The 19,136-nt window shown below is 45.0% G+C and carries 11 protein-coding genes and 1 pseudogene; 5 read left to right on the top strand and 7 right to left on the bottom strand.

Annotated features, from left to right (window positions below):
* Positions 1–19: 19 nt before the first annotated feature.
* Complete coding sequence (locus E0496_RS13995; RefSeq protein ID WP_141502389.1) at positions 20–1,618, top strand: response regulator; 1,599 nt, start codon at positions 20–22, stop codon at positions 1,616–1,618.
* A gap of 67 nt (positions 1,619–1,685) precedes the next feature.
* Here the strand turns inward: E0496_RS13995 and E0496_RS14000 are convergent, their stop codons facing one another.
* Entirely contained in the window at positions 1,686–4,523 is a 2,838-nt protein-coding gene (locus E0496_RS14000) for an alpha-L-rhamnosidase (RefSeq protein ID WP_141502391.1), read from the bottom strand.
* A gap of 211 nt (positions 4,524–4,734) precedes the next feature.
* Positions 4,735–5,514: an SDR family NAD(P)-dependent oxidoreductase gene (locus E0496_RS14005; protein WP_141502417.1), complete on the bottom strand. Its 780-nt coding sequence runs from the start codon at positions 5,512–5,514 to the stop codon at positions 4,735–4,737.
* Positions 5,515–5,953: 439 nt separating this feature from the next.
* Here E0496_RS14005 and E0496_RS14010 point away from each other — a divergent pair, with 439 nt between their 5' ends.
* Entirely contained in the window at positions 5,954–6,619 is a 666-nt protein-coding gene (locus E0496_RS14010) for a TetR/AcrR family transcriptional regulator (protein WP_141502393.1), read from the top strand.
* A gap of 261 nt (positions 6,620–6,880) precedes the next feature.
* Here E0496_RS14010 and E0496_RS14015 read toward each other — a convergent pair whose 3' ends face one another.
* The gene (locus E0496_RS14015) at positions 6,881–7,621 is read right to left on the bottom strand and encodes a cytochrome P450 family protein (protein WP_206669773.1); all 741 of its coding nucleotides are present in this window, start codon (positions 7,619–7,621) and stop codon (positions 6,881–6,883) included.
* Positions 7,622–8,061: 440 nt separating this feature from the next.
* Positions 8,062–9,636: pseudogene (locus tag E0496_RS14020) on the bottom strand (glycoside hydrolase family 43 protein); the annotation flags it as partial.
* Positions 9,637–10,349: 713 nt separating this feature from the next.
* Between E0496_RS14020 and E0496_RS14025 the strand changes: the two are divergent.
* Positions 10,350–11,168 (top strand): hypothetical protein, encoded by an 819-nt coding sequence (locus tag E0496_RS14025; RefSeq protein WP_141502398.1) that lies wholly within the window; start codon positions 10,350–10,352, stop codon positions 11,166–11,168.
* A gap of 1,369 nt (positions 11,169–12,537) precedes the next feature.
* On the opposite strand, the gene E0496_RS14030 is transcribed toward E0496_RS14025, so the two are convergent.
* The 3 genes from E0496_RS14030 to E0496_RS14040 form a co-directional block, all read right to left on the bottom strand.
* Positions 12,538–14,772, bottom strand: a complete 2,235-nt coding sequence (locus E0496_RS14030; RefSeq protein WP_141502400.1) for an MMPL family transporter — start codon at positions 14,770–14,772, stop codon at positions 12,538–12,540.
* Positions 14,773–14,982: 210 nt separating this feature from the next.
* Positions 14,983–15,630 (bottom strand): response regulator, encoded by a 648-nt coding sequence (locus E0496_RS14035; RefSeq protein WP_141502419.1) that lies wholly within the window; start codon positions 15,628–15,630, stop codon positions 14,983–14,985.
* Positions 15,631–15,632: 2 nt separating this feature from the next.
* Positions 15,633–16,811, bottom strand: a complete 1,179-nt coding sequence (locus E0496_RS14040) for a sensor histidine kinase (RefSeq protein ID WP_141502402.1) — start codon at positions 16,809–16,811, stop codon at positions 15,633–15,635.
* Between the two features lie 305 nt (positions 16,812–17,116).
* Between E0496_RS14040 and E0496_RS14045 the strand changes: the two genes are divergently transcribed.
* The gene (locus E0496_RS14045; RefSeq protein ID WP_141502403.1) at positions 17,117–18,019 is read left to right on the top strand and encodes an AraC family transcriptional regulator; all 903 of its coding nucleotides are present in this window, start codon (positions 17,117–17,119) and stop codon (positions 18,017–18,019) included.
* Positions 18,020–18,090: 71 nt separating this feature from the next.
* Positions 18,091–18,879 carry a nucleotidyltransferase domain-containing protein gene (locus E0496_RS14050; protein WP_141502405.1) on the top strand — a complete coding sequence of 263 codons (789 nt, stop codon included), beginning with the start codon at positions 18,091–18,093 and terminating at the stop codon, positions 18,877–18,879.
* Positions 18,880–19,136: the final 257 nt, after the last annotated feature.

Here is a 19,136-nt window from a genome sequence, read left to right on the forward strand (position 1 = left end):
ATAAAAAGGAGGAATCTCCATGTACCAGCTATTAATTGTAGATGATGAGCACTCCGTCGTGGACAGCCTCGCCTTTACCATTCCGTGGAGCGATTATGGCATTGAAACAGTCTATCCTGCCTATTCGGCAGAAGAAGCACTGCACATTGCAGCCAATCATACGATCGATATCATGATTACCGATATTCGCATGCCAGAAATGGACGGACTTGAGCTCATCTATCAGCTCCGCCGCTTGTCCAAAAAAATCCGCTGCATCATCCTCTCTGGGCATGACGAGTTTGAATATGCTCAGAGAGCAATCAGCTATGGCACTGAAAGTTATCTGCTCAAACCGGTAGACATCGGACAATTAATTAAATCAGTGCAAGCAATCGTTTCCTCCATTGAACAGGAATGGATAGAACTCAGCTCTCATCAGCGTCTTAAGCACGCCATGCACACTAACCTTCCACTGCTACAGGATCGATTGCTGAACGAGCTCATTCAGCAGAAGCCGATTAGCGAGGATGCGCTTCAGGAAAGGCTATCACTGCTTAACCTCTCCTTCCAAATGGGTGATCCGTTTGTTATGATGCTCGTTAGACTGGATGAACAGTTTGCAGAATACGACTTCGATTCTCTTTCACTTCTGGAATATGCGGTTACGAATATTGCACAGGAAGTATTTCAGGATTTGTTTGAGCTTTGGCATTGCACAACGGATGCTGGCTATCTGGTCTTTCTGATTAGAAGCAGAGAGCAAGAAGCTTTAACTTTAATCGATTCGTCAGCAGTCAAGCTGCAAAATCATGTACAGCGTTTTCTAAAGGGCTCGCTCACAATCTGCATTAGCGGAACAAAATCATTTCCCGATCATATCCAGGGCACTTATCACAAAAGCGTAATCTCCATCCAACGCAACGCAGGGGGACACAAAAGTTACTTCCTGAGGACAGATGAAGCTGCCATTGAACCTGAAGAGTATAAGCTCCCTCCCTTATATGATCTCCCTCTTCTGCCTAATTTACTGGAATCAGGAAAATGGGATAAAGCGCTAGGCATTCTTAACCGGGCACTTGGCATGAATACGGAGTACGAACCTACACACGACCAGTTACTGGCTATCGTGTTGCTGGTTTCATCATCGCTGGCTATGACCTTTTCGATGCAAAACGGTTCATTGGAGGAGCAATTAGGAGAAGAGTTCAACCTGCTGCTTCGCAAGAAAAGCCATTTGTCGCGACAGCGGGTTTGGGAGTGGGCAGAGAAAATCGTTATCGGGCTAAGGGACCAATCGGCTACACAGTTAGAGGATTCGCACCAACGGATTGCCTCTAAGGTACAAAGCTTTATCGATGAGCATTTGGCTGAAGGCATCTCTCTGCAAACCGTGGCGGATTATATCGGCCTGCATCCTGTCTACCTCTCCAAAGTATATAAAACCGTAACCGGCGAGACCATTGGTGATTATCTTTATACCGTTCGCATGGAACGCGCTGCCTACCTCTTAAAACATTCAGATTTGAAAATTGGCGATGTCAGCAGTCAAATCGGTTTCCTTGCAGCTCCGCATTTTATTAAAATATTTAAAAAGCATTACGGCGCTACTCCGCAAGAGTACCGAAATAAAACATAAAAAAGGAGCCTGCTATCCGTAACGCTATTGGATAGCAGGCTCTTTCATTAATATGATCATCGTTTCATTAACTAATCGCTATTTCTCCTAAAGCCTTGTCCATGTCATTTAATTGCTCTTCGGTTGCTTCGTAGCCCGGATAGGTCGCTAAATCTCTAATTGAAGCCGCACCCATCGGTCCGGCCATACCAGGTGTCATGGAGACGGCCACAGGTAAGAATTCGACAAGAATTGCTTTGGCTTCCTGAACGCCCAGAAGCTCGTCAATGCTGGTTCGAGTACTGAAAGTTTTCTTATAGGGCTTGCTTGGTAGGTATGACACTTCATAGCTTCCACTCGCAAGCAGAAGGCTGACCTCATCCCCGGCCTGTTTCCCCTCTATTCCGCTCTCCTCCAGCTTTATGCCGTTGATTAACACATTCGAGACCACGCCATCAGGCAATAAGACGGTTGCGGTTGCATGGAAAGGAATCGTGAAATGAAAGGCAAGCTTGCCAACTTCGTCAATGGACCACTCGCTTCGGTACAATCCTGCAGCTGTATTCACACTCGCTTTGGCCCAATGAAGTCGCTGATCCGGCTGTGGTGCGATTACGGCGTGTCTGAAGCCAGGCTTTTCTTCCGTCGGATTAAGTCCGGCTACGTGTCGGTACATCCACTCCACGACCGCTCCGTAAGCGTAGTGATTAAGTGAATTCATGCCGGTGCTGCTAATAGAGCCATCTGGAAGAATAGAATTCCATCGCTCCCATATCGTCGTAGCGCCAAGCTCGACAGCGTAGAGCCAGCTTGGATAATCATTATTGAGCAGCAGCGTATACGCAATATCATTGCTGCCTTCTGCAGACAAAACACGATTCAAATAGGGGGTGCCTACGAAGCCGGTCCGCAGATGATGGTTATCCGCGCGCATGCGCATACGCAAATCGCCAGCTATGCGGGCGTGAAACTCCTCTGGAACTAGGTTCATAAATAAAGCGACCGCATATCCGGTTTGGGTATCGACTGCAAATCGTCCATTCGTGGTAAAAAACTCGTCTTTGATCGCCGCCCGGATTTCCGTAGCGAGCTGCTCATACCGTTCGGCAACCTTCACACTCTCCAATACCCTTGCAGCCTTTGCGACCAACTCGGTCGAATAGCAGTAATACGCGCTTGCGATCAGATGCGTATCCGTGCCGCCCATAGGAGTGTCTGGATTCGACCCATCAAGCGCAAGCCAATCCCCGAAATGAAAACCGGTTGTCCACAACCGTTTACCGCCTGATTCCTCATCTGTTCTTTGGATATAATCCACCCAACTGCGCATGCTTTCGAATTGTTGCTCGAGAATCGCTTTATCACCGGAATGCAAATAAACATTCCATGGTATGATCGTAGCGGCATCGCCCCAGGCGCTGGAGCCGCCCCCAGGGACTATGCCAGCCGGTACCACCATCGGCACCATGCCGTCCCGGTCCTTCTGCTCCTGGTACAAATCATAGCCGAATTTGCTGAAGAATGCGTATGAATCCATATTAAAACAAGCTGTACCCGAGAACACCTGAGCATCTCCGGTCCAGCCCATCCGCTCGTCACGCTGTGGACAATCCGTCGGTGTGTCGAGAAAATTACCTTTTTGTCCCCAAAGCGCATTCAGAAACAACCGGTTGACTTGCGGGTTGTTCGTCTCGAAATGGCCTGTCTGCTCCATATCCGAATAAACGACACAGCCTGTAAAGTCCTTCACGTCAAGCTCTCCATACCATCCTTCCACTTTTACGTAACGGAACCCATAGAAGGTAAAGTAAGGGCGCACAATTGCTTCCTCGCCATTTGCAGTGTACACATATTCTGCCTCGGCTGTACGAAGGTTATCTCGATAGAAATTCCCGTTTTGCAGCACTTCGCCATACTGAAGGCGAATCATAGTTCCTGCTGGAGCGTTCGTCCGGAACTGCAGCCAGCCGACCATATTCTGACCCAAATCGATAACCATTTCACCCGCTGGAGTAGTCAGAATCTGAGTCGGCTCAATCTGTTCCTTTACCACCACTGGTAAGCTGAGACGTGCCATAAGTCGATCATAGCCCAAATCAGTTTCCTTCACATGATACACACTTGAATCTACAAATGTAGCGTCATACTTCTCACCATCATAAATGTTGCTTTCAAGAACCTTGCTTTTACGTGCAGACCAGCTTTGATCGGTTCCAATCACTTGCGTGGACCCGTCCTTGAAAGACACTACAATTTCCGCAAGCAGCACAAATTCGTCCCCATAAATATTCTCTGCTCCTCCATCGAAACCGAAGCGTCCCTTGTACCAGCCGTTTCCAAGGCTTACTTCAATCTTGTTCTCTCCGCCTTGTAGCAGTGTTGTCACGTCATAAGTCTGATATTGCAGCCATTTATGATAAGCATTGTACAAAGGGGTTAAGTACTCTTCGCCGGCTTTGATGCCATTCAGTTCCATTTCGTACAATCCCAATCCGCATACGTATGCGCGTGCTGATGAGATATCTCCAACTAGATTAAATGTATGGAAAAGAACAGGATGTATCTGCTTGTCCAATTCGGGCGATATCCACTTGGCCGTCCAAGCCTCATCCAGCTTGGCAGTTTCGAACCAGGCCGGCTCGCTTGTTGCCGTCTCCCCGTTATCCGCCCACACAGTAACCCGCCAAAAGTAGCGAGTACGAGGCAGCAGCTCTGCATTCCATTCATAGGAGAGACTATCAATATCGGTTGATTGACCGCTGTCGAAGATAACTGCCGAAAATTCTTCATCCAGAGCGACCTGAATTTGTGCAGCTGTCTGCTTCTTGGCAGAAGTATCTGTTACAACGTAGGAGAAACGTGGTTTGTCAAAAGTAAAACCTAACGGATTGACGATACGGTTCGTTTTTAAATTTATAATTTGCATAAGTCAAATCCTCTCTGCTTGAAATCATCCCTATCTACTTTATTGTACAGAAATTAATTAGCCACTTGTATAACGCGATATTAAGGTAGCATAACGATTTCTTACTCTGACCCGTTATAAGAAGCTTCACCTTATTTCACCACCCTAGTCATGCAAAAATCCCGATACAGCTGGGCTGTTATCGGGATTTCTCGTCAAATATTTTGAAAGCCTACAGCGTCAAACCGCCATCAACCAGAATAATAGAGCCAGTCATATAGCTTGAAGCATCGGAAGCGAGGAACGCCACGACATTCGCTAATTCTTCAGGTTCGGCATACCGTCCCATCCTCATGTTCGGAAATTCCTCTGGCAAATAGCCGCTTTCCTGAAGCTGCTGTGGCACGCTTGCTGTAATACCAGTCGCTACGCCGCCCGGGCAAATCGCGTTCACTCTGATACCCTTCTTCACATATTCAAGCGCAGCTCCCTTTGTCAAACCAACTACGCCATGCTTGCTCGCGGTATACGCTGCAAGACTATGCTCCGCACGTACGCCTGTCGTTGAAGCGGTGTTAATGATACTGCCATAGCCTTGCTTCTCCATCACGCTCAAAGCAAACTTCATGCCAAGAAAAACACCTTTAAGATTCACATTGATGATGCGGTCGAAATGCTCTTCGTCAATATCCTGAAGCAGTGAAAAGTTCTGGATGATGCCTGCATTATTGAAGAGGCAGTCAATTTTCCCATGAGCTTCAAGCGTCGCTTCAATGTATCGCTGGACATCCGCGCTTTTCGATACATCCGCTTGTACAAAGATCCCTTCTCCTCCCTGTTCCTTGATCATGCGAAGCGTTTCCTGACCGGCTTCCTCATTAAAATCGACAACCGTAACCTTGGCCCCAACTGCAGCCAGCAGAAGCGCACTAGCTCTTCCTATTCCTCCAGCTGCTCCAGTAACGATGATTACTTTCCCCGCATGAGATAGTGAACCGACAGGGGCGGTCATCGGTGCGGCTGAAGCCGATTGGGAAGAAGCTTGTACAATATTCACTGAAGCCAGATCAGCTTTCAAAGCGCCCAGCCTATCTTTAGGCAAATTGACCTGCGGGATTGCAGCCAATTGGTCCAGTGTGTGCATAGACGCCATCTTGAATGTTGGCTCATTAACAAACTCAGGCAAATGCTTGGCCAGAATAGCAGCCGATTGTTCATAGGCCAGAAGCTCGCCAATTGTCCATTTTTCATTATAAGACATATAAAATTACCTCCTGATAATAGAAAAAAATTTAAGTGATAGTAATACTATCACTTAGATATTAAAGATATCATTTTATTCCATTCTATTCAACTCCAAAAGATTCATTTCAAAACTCAGCTAAATTGACAGATGCTATTAAGTTTGTTAGCATTTCTACACAATCAATCAAGCAGGATGGGGAAGTGAAATGTTGAACGCAAAGAGCAGATACGAGCAGGAACGCAGCAGCATCAAATCAATGCGCGAGGAAAGCATTATGGAAGCAGCAAAAAAGTTGTTTGTCCGCAAGGGCTTCGATAAAACAACGATGCAGGAAATTGCGGATGAAGTGCCGCTCGGCATCGCCACTGTCTTTCGTTATTATCCGAAAAAAGAGAAGCTGATTATTGCGGTTGCAAGCGCCATTATCTCTTCCCAGTCGGAAGCCTTCCACTCTGTGACCGAAATGAACGGTACCTGCATGGACAAACTCCGCGCGCTATTTGATCTTTTTATTTCCTTCCATCAGGAGGAGCACCGCGAGAACATACAACTGATTGAAGCCTTTGAAAGCTGGGCTTCCCTATCTCATGAGCAGGTAGATATGCTGGAGGAATATCATTCGATTTTCGAGAGCAACAAACAGCTCTTTAAAACCATTATCGAACAGGATAGCCACGACGGTTCCATTCGCAACGATATTTCCGTCGATGATACCTTAATGACCATGATCAACGTATTCGGCAGCTTTGCCAAAAAAGTATCCATGTCCTACAATTTAGTCATATTTAAAGAAACTACAGAAACAACTGATCAACTGCATGTATTGAAGAACGTATTTCTGGATTATTTGAAGCCACCGGGCAAAGAATGATGTAAGGGGCTTTTTTTTCTGTCCATACACAGTATTCAGAAAATAGCAGCGGCGGTTTATGGATGGGAAAGGCGACGTTAAGGAAGCCTAGTGAACGTCGCCTTTTCCTTCTTTTTCAACATTCTTGGATTCTTTTGAGTTGTCCGTCTCCGGAACTGATTCAATTCAAGAAAAATTTCATTAAAATAAAACCGGAATTTCTACTGCTCCCCTGATAATAATTCCTGGGCGCCATTCCAACTGTGATGAATCCATTTTCAATCAAAGCTCAGGCATACGATGCAGTATTGTGCTGATGGCAATCTCGCCTTCCAGCCTTGCCAGTGGAGCTCCAAGACAGTAATGAATACCTTTTCCGAACGCAAGATGTTGATTAGCTTGTCTTGTAATGTCTAGCAAATCGGGATCATGGAAATGCTCTGCATCCCGGTTAGCAGAAGCAAACGATATTAGAACCATTTCTCCTTTAAGAATAGATTTCCCTTGAAATTCTATATCTTCCGTCACCCAACTAATATTGCTGACTTCAGCCGGCCCGTTATAACGTAAAATCTCCTCTATAGCCGAATGAATAAGCTCTGGCTGTTTCAGTAACTTTTCCTTTTGGTCTGGAAACTCAAGCAGAGCAAGCACTCCGTTCCCAATTAGATTAACCGTAGTTTCATGGCCGGCAATAATCAATACAAATATGAGTGCATACATATCTTGTTCAGACAACTTATCCCCTTGCTCCTCTGCTTTAATTAGATCACTAATCAAATCATTTTGAGGATTCTGACGTCGCTCCTTAATCAATCCTTGCAAATAATTGATAAAAGCCTCTACTGCCTTCGCTCCCTCCTCTGTATAGGATGGATTGTAGGCTCCCTCCATAACAGTATTGGACCAATATCGAAATTCATCCTGGTCTTGAACCGGCACGCCGAGCATTTCACATATGACGATTATAGGCAACGGAAAAGCAAAATCATCGATAAAGTTCATTTTTCCTTTATCTTGCACCTTGTCAAGTAGATAATGACAAATCTTTTCTATACGGCGACGCGGCCCTTCGATCATACGCGGGGATAAGCTCCACACGGACATATAATCATGAATGGGAAAGGTTTCTCTCCTTCTAACATGAATGGTGTCACAAACTAGGTCCTACTTTATTAATTTTGCTTCTCAATGCTGTGTAGATCAGAAACAATCTCATGAAGCTTCTCGCTTGATATGTTTGCTTGTGGAATTCCGGTTAATTGCTTCAACGTGAATCCCTTCGCCATGCCGATCATTGGATTAGTCGAGATACCCGGCATATGCTTCTCTAAAATTCTGACCGTTGCTTCATTCAATAATAGATCACCTAATTTTGATACTTCCGAATAGGACTTAGCGAGATTCTCCGTTTTTTCTTTTGTGTGTTTAACCGAATCGCCATCATGGTTAATTTGCTGACCCAGTTCCGTATATCGAAAATAATCAAAATCCGCGTGCCTACGCATTCCGCTCAGATCCTGAGTACATAATCCGATAAAGTTGCCGGTAAATCGAATAAACCCGTACGCTTCCGTCGTTTCATCCGTCAAATGCAGTATTTCCAAGACCGGGCCGATCTGCCTCCATTCCCCGCCATCGACCGCATAATGAAAACAGGCATGCTCCGCATTAATGACCACTTTGAGCTTGCAGCGCCCAGCCCCCTCAATAGATACCTCAGCGTCCTGATACTCCTCCCAGTTACCCTGATGGGACCTTACGAGCCCCAAACATTTCCCCAGTTTCTCATCTCGGCTGATACGCAAATAAACATAATCCTTCGTATCGTAATAGAGGATTAAGCCAGCCATCTGCTGGAAATGCTCAGGCTCAAACTCGAGTTCGGTCTCCGCCTCGCAACAAACCGCTTCCTGACGTCTGGCAATCAAGCTTTGTCGATGCGTCGAGCTTAACGATTCCCTTCCCCGTAGACGGAGGAAACCCGGTCTCTCTGCAAGCGAAATCCATGATGAATCCGGTGGAAGCCGCAGCGTATTCCAACGGATGCCTAGTTCATCGATATCGAAATGATCCACTTCCGGGTCTGGGGGAAATGGGTGTTCAGGCAATTGGAATTCTCTTATTTCCGAATGAGGCGCACTGCCTCCTCCCTCAACCCGCAGCCACTCGTCCGCCGTCCATTCCATACGCTGGATCGCCGTCTCTCTGCCAAGGATACATCTAACATCCTTGACCGGCCTACCCACCAGATGCACCATCGCCCATTCGCCGTTTTGCGTCTCCACCAGGCAGCCATGTCCCGCTTTTTGCAGCGGCAATTCATCCCGTCCTGCGGACGTCAGGATCGGGTTCGCGGGATGGACCTCATACGGTCCTTCGATGGTTTTCGAGCGCGCCATGGTCACCGCGTGCGAGAACCAAGTGCCCCCTTCCGCAGTCATCAGATAAAAATACCCGTTTCGTTTATAGATGTGGGGTCCCTCGGTGCCTTTCAAGTCTGTACCTTGAAATATGGTTTTCCGTTCCCCTATCAATCTCATTAGCTCCATGCTGAACTCCTGCAAGACGATGCCTGCAAAGTTATTGCGGTCCGCACGATGATCCCACAGCATATTGACGAGCCACTTGCGGCCGTTGTCATCGTGATAAAGCGAAGGATCGAAGCCGCTACTGTTCAAGAAGACCGGTTCGGACCATGGCCCTTCGATGTTTTCCGCTGTCACCAAGTAGTTATGTGTATCCTTAAAAGCCCCCAAGCGGCTTTTAACATCCGTAAATATCAGATAATAAAACCCATTATCGTAACTCAAGCAAGGTGCCCACACACCGCAGGAATCCGGGTTGCCTTCCATATTCAATTGCGAGGTCCGTGTCAGGACATGGGTCAACAATCGCCAATGCTTCAAGTCGCGTGAATGGTGGATCTGTATGCCCGGGAACCATTCGAACGTCGATGTTGCAATGTAGTAATCGTCACCAACACGCACGATGGACGGATCCGGATGAAATCCTCTTAAAATTGGGTTTTGAATCATGGGTCGCTTTCTCCTCCTAATATAAACCATCACTATGAAAACTATGAATCTAACACTTTAATATGTTGAGTCTAAATGATGTGAATGCCGCGTTATATAGCTATATCCAAAGGTGAAATAATGGGATCTTAATCTCGCAAGATTAGTTAAAAACCGACTTGAGTAGGCCTCCTATTAACCTAGCTTACGCCCATCCACCTTGACACGTTGTTTTATCCGTGACACCGCTTGGAGCTAGAAGTCGTAATTTCAGCAAAGCTATTCTTCATGTCGGCTGACGAGAGAATAACGAAATGGATAGGAAGTTATATCCGTCTGACCAGTCGAGTGTCCGCAGCGTGTAACCCATAGCGGATCACGCGTGGTGTGATCTAATCGCTTAGCTGGTGGCAGCTGGCGTTTCGTTAATCAATCGAATAAAACCTTGAATCACCTTTTTTTACCATACTTAATGTATACTAGTTAGTAAATCAGGAACTTTTGAACCTTTAACAGGTTCAAGCAGCGGTACAACTAATGCTCGTGTACCAGAAACAAGTTCCCCGCGATGGAGCAATGCGGTTTGGATAGCCTGTATTCTTTATCTACATCAAGTTCTCATAATTATAACGAATCAATTCCAAAGCCATCTGGAATATCAAATCAATTATATTTTGTTGGGTTCTCTTCTCTCTTGACGCTGCATTACAATATGACTTTAGGAGTGAAGGAAAATGATCAAAAAGATACCGATTATCAGCTTAGTAGCAGGGTTGATCCTGCTCATTTGTTCCTGTTCAGCACAGACGGAACAAGTGAAGGGAAATGCAGACGCAAAATTTCCAGCCAACTTTACGATTTCTAATATAAAAAGCGCGTTGGAACAATATGCGAACTATCGTTTGTGGCTCTACCCTGAGAATGTATCAGGGAAATGGGCGGATACCAACTTTGATCCTTACATTGGGCATATGATTGAAGTTGAGGTTCGTTTATATACGGACAGCGGTGGTAACCAGAAAGTGTATACGAAGACGAGTATGGGTGAGTGGCTGGCCGTAATTGAATTGAAAAATGGCATTGTCTATTGTGATGGACAGGTTAGTAAAGATGAATCCTTATGGCCGCAGAATAATTATGAAGTCATGGGGGAATTTCAGATACAAGTCCCTCAGCCTCACAAACCCGATTTTGGGTCATCAGCGCGTAAAGATAAAATGATTGCAGCTGCAGAGTCTTACATGAAAACATTTTGTGTGGATTTATTGAGTGGTACCGAGCATAAGAAGTGGGTAGATGCTAAGGTATACATTGCGGACTTTTATGAATATGAAAGCGGGGTTTCCGCATGGCTCGTAAGAAAGGATGGGTATGTATGGAACTCGCCAATGTATTTTGTAGAGGAAAACGATGAATTTAAAGCAGTGGGCGAAAAAGGATTTGGGATAGACAAAATTGATGCTTTGGACAAACTTGATTCTGGGCGATACATGTTTGAGAAACAAATAGATGATGCTGCTAAGCAATTTACATGCAGTAGTAGTGAAATGTAGCATTCCAAATATAAGTCTCTCAATTAAAGAATTGCGATATTATAATACATTACACGTTAGTCCATCCTTTCTAACTAAAGCTCGATTTTAACTTGTCCCTTCATTTTCTTTTCCTGCACAATTTTTTCTAAAAATCAAAAAAAGCCCGATTTAGATCGAAGTTGACGATCTAAATCGAGTTAGAGTTAATTTTAAATATAACTTCAGCTAAAAATAAAGCATCCTCCACAGCGATCTTGATTTCCAATACACCTCATTACAGTTTAAGGAGATGTTGTGGACAAAGCTAAAATGAAGCAGAGCATATCTCGCGTATGCTGCTGTACCGACAACAGTCCCATAGAATTCAGAACGAAGGCCGCTTATTATAATCGTGAGACACCCAAAGCCCCCTTCGCGAGGGGGCTTCAACTTTTTTAGGAGGGATTCGGATATACGAACCCTCAGAATCCAGCAGGACATCGACAACATGCGCCGAGTTGGATCTGTTCCAACAGCGCTTGTCAAACACGTTGATGGGTAATTTCAGAAACTCGAAACTGAGTTGAGCATTGCCATCCACTTAGGTTTGACTAAAGAAGCGAGTTTCTTCAATCTTCATCCGTAACCACAGATTTCACATTTGGCTTAGCATATAAGCCGCAATACATTATTTTTACGACGATACACAAAAGGGACAATACTACAAAAAGTAAACTGCTCCAAACAACTTCTCCTACTCCTAAACGCAATATATACCAACCTCCTGTAGCAACACCCATCGTGATGCCTAAGTTTGAAAAAGCCGTATATAAACTGTTAGCAAATTCCGGGGCTTTTGAGGCTTCCGATGTCAGCCAAACTTGATTTACAATAAGTCCATTCGTATGAACAGCTCCCTACACAATGATAATCCCACTTATGAGAATAAGGGGTGTTTCCACACAATAAAGAAGTAAATAGCATATTCCTAAAGCGACAAGATAAAGCAGCACTGTTTTCAACTGACGATAGCTTAATAGCTTCCCAGCATACCAATTCCCGCCCACACCACTAATGCCGAAAATCACAAGCATCACCGCAATTTAACCATAAAGCAGGTTTTCGTAATATCGCAAGCTATCTACCAAAAGAGGATTTTCCTTTCTCCGACATGGCTGGAAGCATTACTCCTATTCCAATACACGTTATGACATTCACAAGGGCAGAAAATAAAATTGAGGTACCTAGTGAAAATTGATTGGCAACATAGGAAGTGAGCGGGATTCCGAGCACCACGCCCATGCTTACCGCAATAAACACCTTTGCACTAGCCTTCGCGACCTCCTCCTTTACTGATAATTCAGTGGCTAGTAATTAACCATATTGGCGTAACAAATCTTTAACTAAGTCAAACATTAACCGTCGACTCCTTCACACCCAAGGTTTCATCACCTTTCACTTTTTCAACAACGGGCTTTACCTGGTGCATGATACCCTCCCCCTCAACATCGATGTTAGGAAGGATTCGATCCAACCACTTAGGCAGGTACCATGCTGCACGGCCAAGCAGCGTCATGACAGCAGGCACAACTGCCAGTCTGACCACAAAGGCGTCAAACAGCACACCGAAGGCCAGTGCCAATCCCATCGATTTGATAATTGGGTCCTCCGCAAAGATGAAGCCAGCAAATACGGCAATCATGATTAGCCCCGCCGCCGTAACTACCGCTCCGCTGCCTCGTATGCCTGCTGTCACCGCCTTTTTCGCATCACCGGTACGAGCATATTCCTCTCTCATGCGACTTACCAAGAATACCTCGTAATCCATTGCCAAGCCGAACAGGATGCCAACTACAATTACAGGCAGGAAATTGAGAACAGGTCCAGGCTCCGGGATACCGAACAGCCCGTTCAAGTAACCGTCTTGGAGAACAAACACCACAAACCCAAGCGTCGCGCCGAGTGAGAGCAAGAAGCCGAGTACAGCTTTGATCGGCACCAGCACAGAACGGAATACCATCGTCAACAGAATAAGCGCCAATACGACAATGACGAGCGCGAATTGCGGCAAAGCATCGCTCAGCTTTTCCGAGATATCAATATTAACCGCTGCCGCTCCTGTTACCAGCAGTTCGACCTGATTCTCCTTCTGCGTTTTCAGCGACAACTCCCTAATCTGATGAACAAGCTCGCCTGTCTCCGAATCATGAGGTCCCGTCTTCGGTGTAACAGTAAGCATCGCGGCATGACCAGAAGGACTCAGATAAGCAGGAGTAACACTTGCGACATTATCCAACTTGCCCAGCCGCTTGGCCGTTTCGTTTATCGCCGCCTGCTTGTCATTAGCCCCCTCGGCTTGCGCAACAATAATTAATGGTGAGTGATATCCGGGACCATAAGCCTCCTTAAGCAGATCAAATCCTCTGCGTTCCGTCGTCTCCTCGGACTTTAGACCATTGTCAGGCAGCCCCAATTGCATATGGAAAAAAGGAATACTGATAAACAGAAGCACCGCGATTCCTACAAAGGTGATAGCAATCGGACGGCGAGTGACAAACGAGCTCCATTTGTCCAGCCAGCCCGACTTTTTTTCAGTTTTATTGAATACTCTAAAAATTTTGTTTCTACGGGCAGGCCCAATTCGCTCCCCCGCAACAGCAAGCATCGCAGGAACAAACAGAATCGCAATAATGATAGAGACGAACACGCACACTGCAGCGGCGAGACCCATCATCGTCAGAAACGGAATTTGCACCACGGCAAGCCCGCAAAGGGCTATAACAACCGTTAAACCTGCGAAGACGACCGAGCTCCCTGCCGTCGCATTCGCGATGGCAATGGATTCCTGCACACTATAGCCGTCAGCCAATTGCTGTCGATAGCGTGCTAGAATGAATAAAGCGTAATCGATGCCAACGGCAAGCCCAAGCATAACTGCCAGTGTAATGCTTACAGCCGACATATCTACAAAATTGGAGCCGATCAGTATGCACATGACACCGATACCAAGACCCACAATCGCAGTTAGAATAGGCATACCGGCTGCAAGGAAAGAGGTGAGTGTAAGCGCCAGAATGATAAAAGCAATCACTACGCCGACAGCTTCCATAGCGCTCATAATCTCCAGCTCCGAAAATGCGACATCGCCGGCCAACTCCGTCTGGATTCCATGCTGACGAGTAGCCTCTATAATCTCCATCACATGCTCCTTGGATTGTTCACTTACTTCGGATGCCGGAACCTTATATACTACTGCAGCGTACCCAATTTCACCTGTCACATTGAGCGATGCATTGTTGTAAGGGCTGATGACCTTGTCAACCGCCCTATCTTCAGCCGCTTTCTTCAGCAAGTCCTGAATCTGCTTCGCTGTGTCTTCCGATTCCAGCGTCTGCCCTTTGGGCGCCTTAAATATAAGCAATGCTTGTCCGCCGCTTACGGATCCCTCAACGGAAAATTCTTTTTTCAGAATTTCTCCTGCTTGTTCCGATTTCGTACCCGGAATTGTCATTTCTCCCGTAAAGGAAATTCCCATGCTAAGCGCCCCTACTCCAAGTAATAGAAGTACAAGTAGCGTACCAACAATAACCTTAATCTTGGCCGTATAAGCCCATCGCCCCAGCCGATATAAATATTTAGCCATCCTTTATCACCATCCAAAAAAGTATTTCAGCTCATGCTGCTGTTGTTTTTATTGTAGATAAGTGACCAGCATGTCGTATCGTACATAAGGGTATGTCTACAATGTACTTTTGGGTATGACCACAATGCACCTTTGGGCAGATCAGCAGAAAAAAAACACACAAGACTCTGCTTGTGTGTCCACTGCTAATCCTCTATCATTCATAACGATTTACTGCTGCAGGATACCTTTCTCAATAGCCAGCGCAACCGCCTGCGACCTGGAATCAACTCCGAGCTTATTATATATATTTGTCAAATGAGCCTTGACCGTTCGTTCGGAAATGCCGATATCGCCTGCGATCTCCTTGCTGCGAAATCCCTTTGCCACAGCCCGAAGGATATGCACTTCCTTATCTGTTAGTTGCAAGGGATCTTTCCTTGCCGGAGAAGCGTCCGTAGCTATGCGCGCTCTAAAGACTCGCTCCATTATTTCAGGCTGAAGAAGTGTATCGCCTCTAAGCGCAGAGTCAATCGTACGAATTAAATGCTCACGGCTCGTATCTTTCAGCAAATATCCATTTGCTCCGTACGCCAGGCTATCGACCATTAGTTTATCCTCATTATAAGTCGTCAGAATAATGACCGGAATCTTGATGGCCCGTTCCTTCATTCGCTTCATCGTCTCAAGACCGCCAAGGACTGGCATATTCAAATCAAGCAAAATAATATCCGGTTGCAACTCGGACATCAGACTAAGCGCTATCTCTCCATTCTCCGCTTCGCCAACTGCCTGCAGCCTATCATCGGTTTCCAGAATAAGCTTTAGTCCTTCCCTTACAAGCCAGTGATCATCTACAATTAACACTTTATATTTCATCATTATTCTCCTTTGGATACAGGCTTGTAGATTTGAATCAAGGTGCCTTCTCCTGTTCGGCTCACAATCTCTACCTTACCACCTATCAGTCGGACGCGTTCGCGGATTCCAATTAACCCATAATGGCCAGCACTTTTTCCAATCTCATCTGTATCAAAGCCTATCCCATCATCCCTAAGTTCAATTATTAAAACTTCATGCTTATCAGTAACCGTAACCCAGACATGTTGAGCTCGTGCATGCTTGGCGATATTCGTCAAGCATTCGCTTACTATATAATGACTATGCTCAACCACAATCTTAGGCCAAGTTAAGCGAATTTGCATAGTCAGGGCAACTCTAATCCCTGTTGCATGAGTAAAATGTTCCACTTCCTCCTGAATAACCTCTTCAAACTTCATATCAGAGCCTGCTTCCGAACGCAGATCATCGATCACTTCACGGGCATCCGCAAGCGTTTTACGTGCATGCCTCATGGATTGCCCTACAATTTCTTCTGCTCTGCCTGAGTTTCCCTTCTGGAGATGAGAACCAATTGCTTCAAGCTGCATAATAAGTCCAGCAACCCCTTGTGCAAGGGTATCGTGCAGATCCCGTGCCATGCGTTGTCTCTCGTTCGCAAGTGTCAGTTCTTCTACCTTCATGTGAGCGATTTCCAGATCGCGCAGAAATGTCTGTGTACGAACACGTTGACGGACTTGTTGATAAAATAACACAGCATAAGCAATAAGAACAATCATCATCAATAGGAACAGTGGAATAAACAGAGCCAACCGCTCTGCTTCTGTTACACTTACGATTGCCAGGCAGAACATCGCATAAAACACTAAAGAAAGATATATTATTTTAACTTTGCGATAATAAATACTAATACTTTGTGCAATTAGAACGGGAAAGAGACCGATTAAAGCTGCTGGAAAACCTACAGGCATGAGTAGGGCCGAAACAAAAATCAACAGTCCCTGTATGAGAAAGTAAACCCACGGTTGGTTTCTAACTAGAATATGAGTATTCCAGTGAAGAATGGCATGAAGCGCGACAACCAATGTAAATAGCAAACTCTGCAACAAACGCGGATCTAATGTGTTCTGTAAAATAATTGTAGCCGAATAAACAAGCCCCACCCATAATAAAACAGGAGCCCTTGAAATGCTTAACTCATGTTCCCTGTTCCTTTCCATGTCCCCACCTCTTTATCTACCAGTATATACGCAAATCAGAATTATAAAATGTACGTTGGTACATTCCCGTTTGTACAGCAAGCGGAACAACTTAAGCACGGCGAACCCACCTTATTTCCGCGGATGATTAACTTATCCCCATTTTAAGAAAGTTTGCATGAGCGAGATATAACGGGATATTAAGATGCTATAATGGATTCTTAATATGGCTTGCATGCTGAGTATGATTCGTGGCATCATTTTTGAGAAAGCATCAACTATGACTTTATTTAACTGTATAACCATTAAGAAGTGGAGGAGCAGCTATGAATCCATATCCATTTCTCGAAGGACGCAACTTTTTCGCATCCCATACCCCCGTCATCGTGACGGTTAGCAGAGAAACACCATTTTTAATTCAGCATCAGCATGATTTCATGGAGATTGCGTATGTAGCAGAAGGCGAAGGTATTCATTTCATCCAAGACAAGCAATTTCTAGTTTCACGAGGCGATGTGTTCATCATACCTAGAGGAGTAGCACATGTGTTTCAACCCTTCGATTTATCAGGTCAACATCCGCTTAAGATTTGGAATTGCATCTATAAACCCGAATCTTTACAGGGCCTTCCAGAATTTAAACATCCCTTTATTGGAACCAACAGCGTCCGGAACGGTGCAGGCTGGCTGGCTTATCGCAATATGGCGGATTTAGTTGAGCCATTACTTCGATCTATGTACTTGGAGACGCAACAGCAAAGCGCAAATGCTGCACGTAACCTTTGCTCTTCGTTGCTCAGCTTTCTATCGGATTTATCCTCATCAACCCATGCTACGGACGATATTTCGGAACTTAATGAATATCAAAATCCAATCCATACGACGCTGCAATATATGACATCCCACTTCTATAAACCTTTATCTGTGAGCGATATCAGCCATAAATCAGCTTTGAGCCATCGGCATTTCCAACGCCTGTTTAAACAAATTACCGGAACGTCCTTTAACAAGATGCTGCAAGATATTCGAATACTCTATAGCTTATGGCTGCTGCAACATACTGATCGAAGCATTCAATCGATCGGGCAAGAGGTTGGCATTAGCGACATGAAACATTTTTATTCTTTATTCCAGAAACGTTTCCGTTTGACGCCAGCAGCATTCAGGAAACAAAATTTCATCCCTACTACAAACACTTTTTTGAATGAATTATCAATTTGGCATGAATGACCATAGATACATTCCTTTCTTTCGCTTAAGGTTGCGATGAGAGCATCAAGAATTGGAAGAGGGGTTAGAATATGTATCAGCACCATAAGCAATCACTGGATAAGTTCGTTGAAACGCTGCAATCCGATCCAAACCTGTTAGCCGTTATTACATCGGGCTCTATTGCCAAAGGCACTGCCAAGGAGACATCAGATATTGACGTTTATTTACTTGTCACCGATGATGATTTCGAGGAACGTAAGAAGATGAATAAGTTGTCTTATACCAATCATGAAGTTTGCAACTACGAAGGCGGCTATATTGACGGTAAAATTATCAATCGGCGGTTTCTGGAGCTGGCGGCCGAGAAAGGGAGCGAGCCGACACGAGCTTCATTTACAGGTTCGCAAGCTGTCTACTCCATAGTCCCCAATTTGAATGAACTGATTAACGAAATCCCGATATATCCCGAGCAAAACAGGACACAGAACATTAGAGATTTTCAAGCACAGGTGATGCTTTACGGTTATTATTTTGCAGGAGAAGCTGTCAAAAAGAATAACCCTTACCTGCTATCACATGCTATCAGCAATCTGGTCTTATTCGGAAGCCGAATCATCTTGGCGCATAATCGCATCTTGTTTCCTTGTCATAAATCCATGATGGCTGAAGTCGAGGAAGCACCCGAAAAACCGGAAAACTTCGTCAGGCTTGCCCACAAGCTATTGTTAAATCCAAACTATGAACAATGCATGGAATTATCTCAAGTTATATTAGGATTTCGAAACTTGGAATTATCCTTCGAGCAGGCGGTCAGCTTATTTGTTCAAAACAATGAGTGGAACTGGATCGATCAGTTCCCCCCTTTGCAAGACAGATAAACAAAAAGAAATGGATTCTCCTAAATCTGCAAGTGGACAGTATCCTTTTCTCACAGAAATAGAAGACTTCTTTATCGTGTACACATATAAACTCTTATTTTCACAAAAAAACAGCCTCAGCCGCTAAAATTTGATATGCTCCCATCATAGTAGACAGTAGAAAAAACAAAACCTCTACTTCTACCATGATGGGAGTTTTTGCTTTGTCAAAAAGGAGTCCAATTTCATTAGATGTAAAACTACAGGTTGTAAAAAGA

It is taken from the genome of Paenibacillus luteus (assembly GCF_006542765.1).
Lineage (GTDB): Bacteria > Bacillota > Bacilli > Paenibacillales > Paenibacillaceae > Pristimantibacillus > Pristimantibacillus luteus.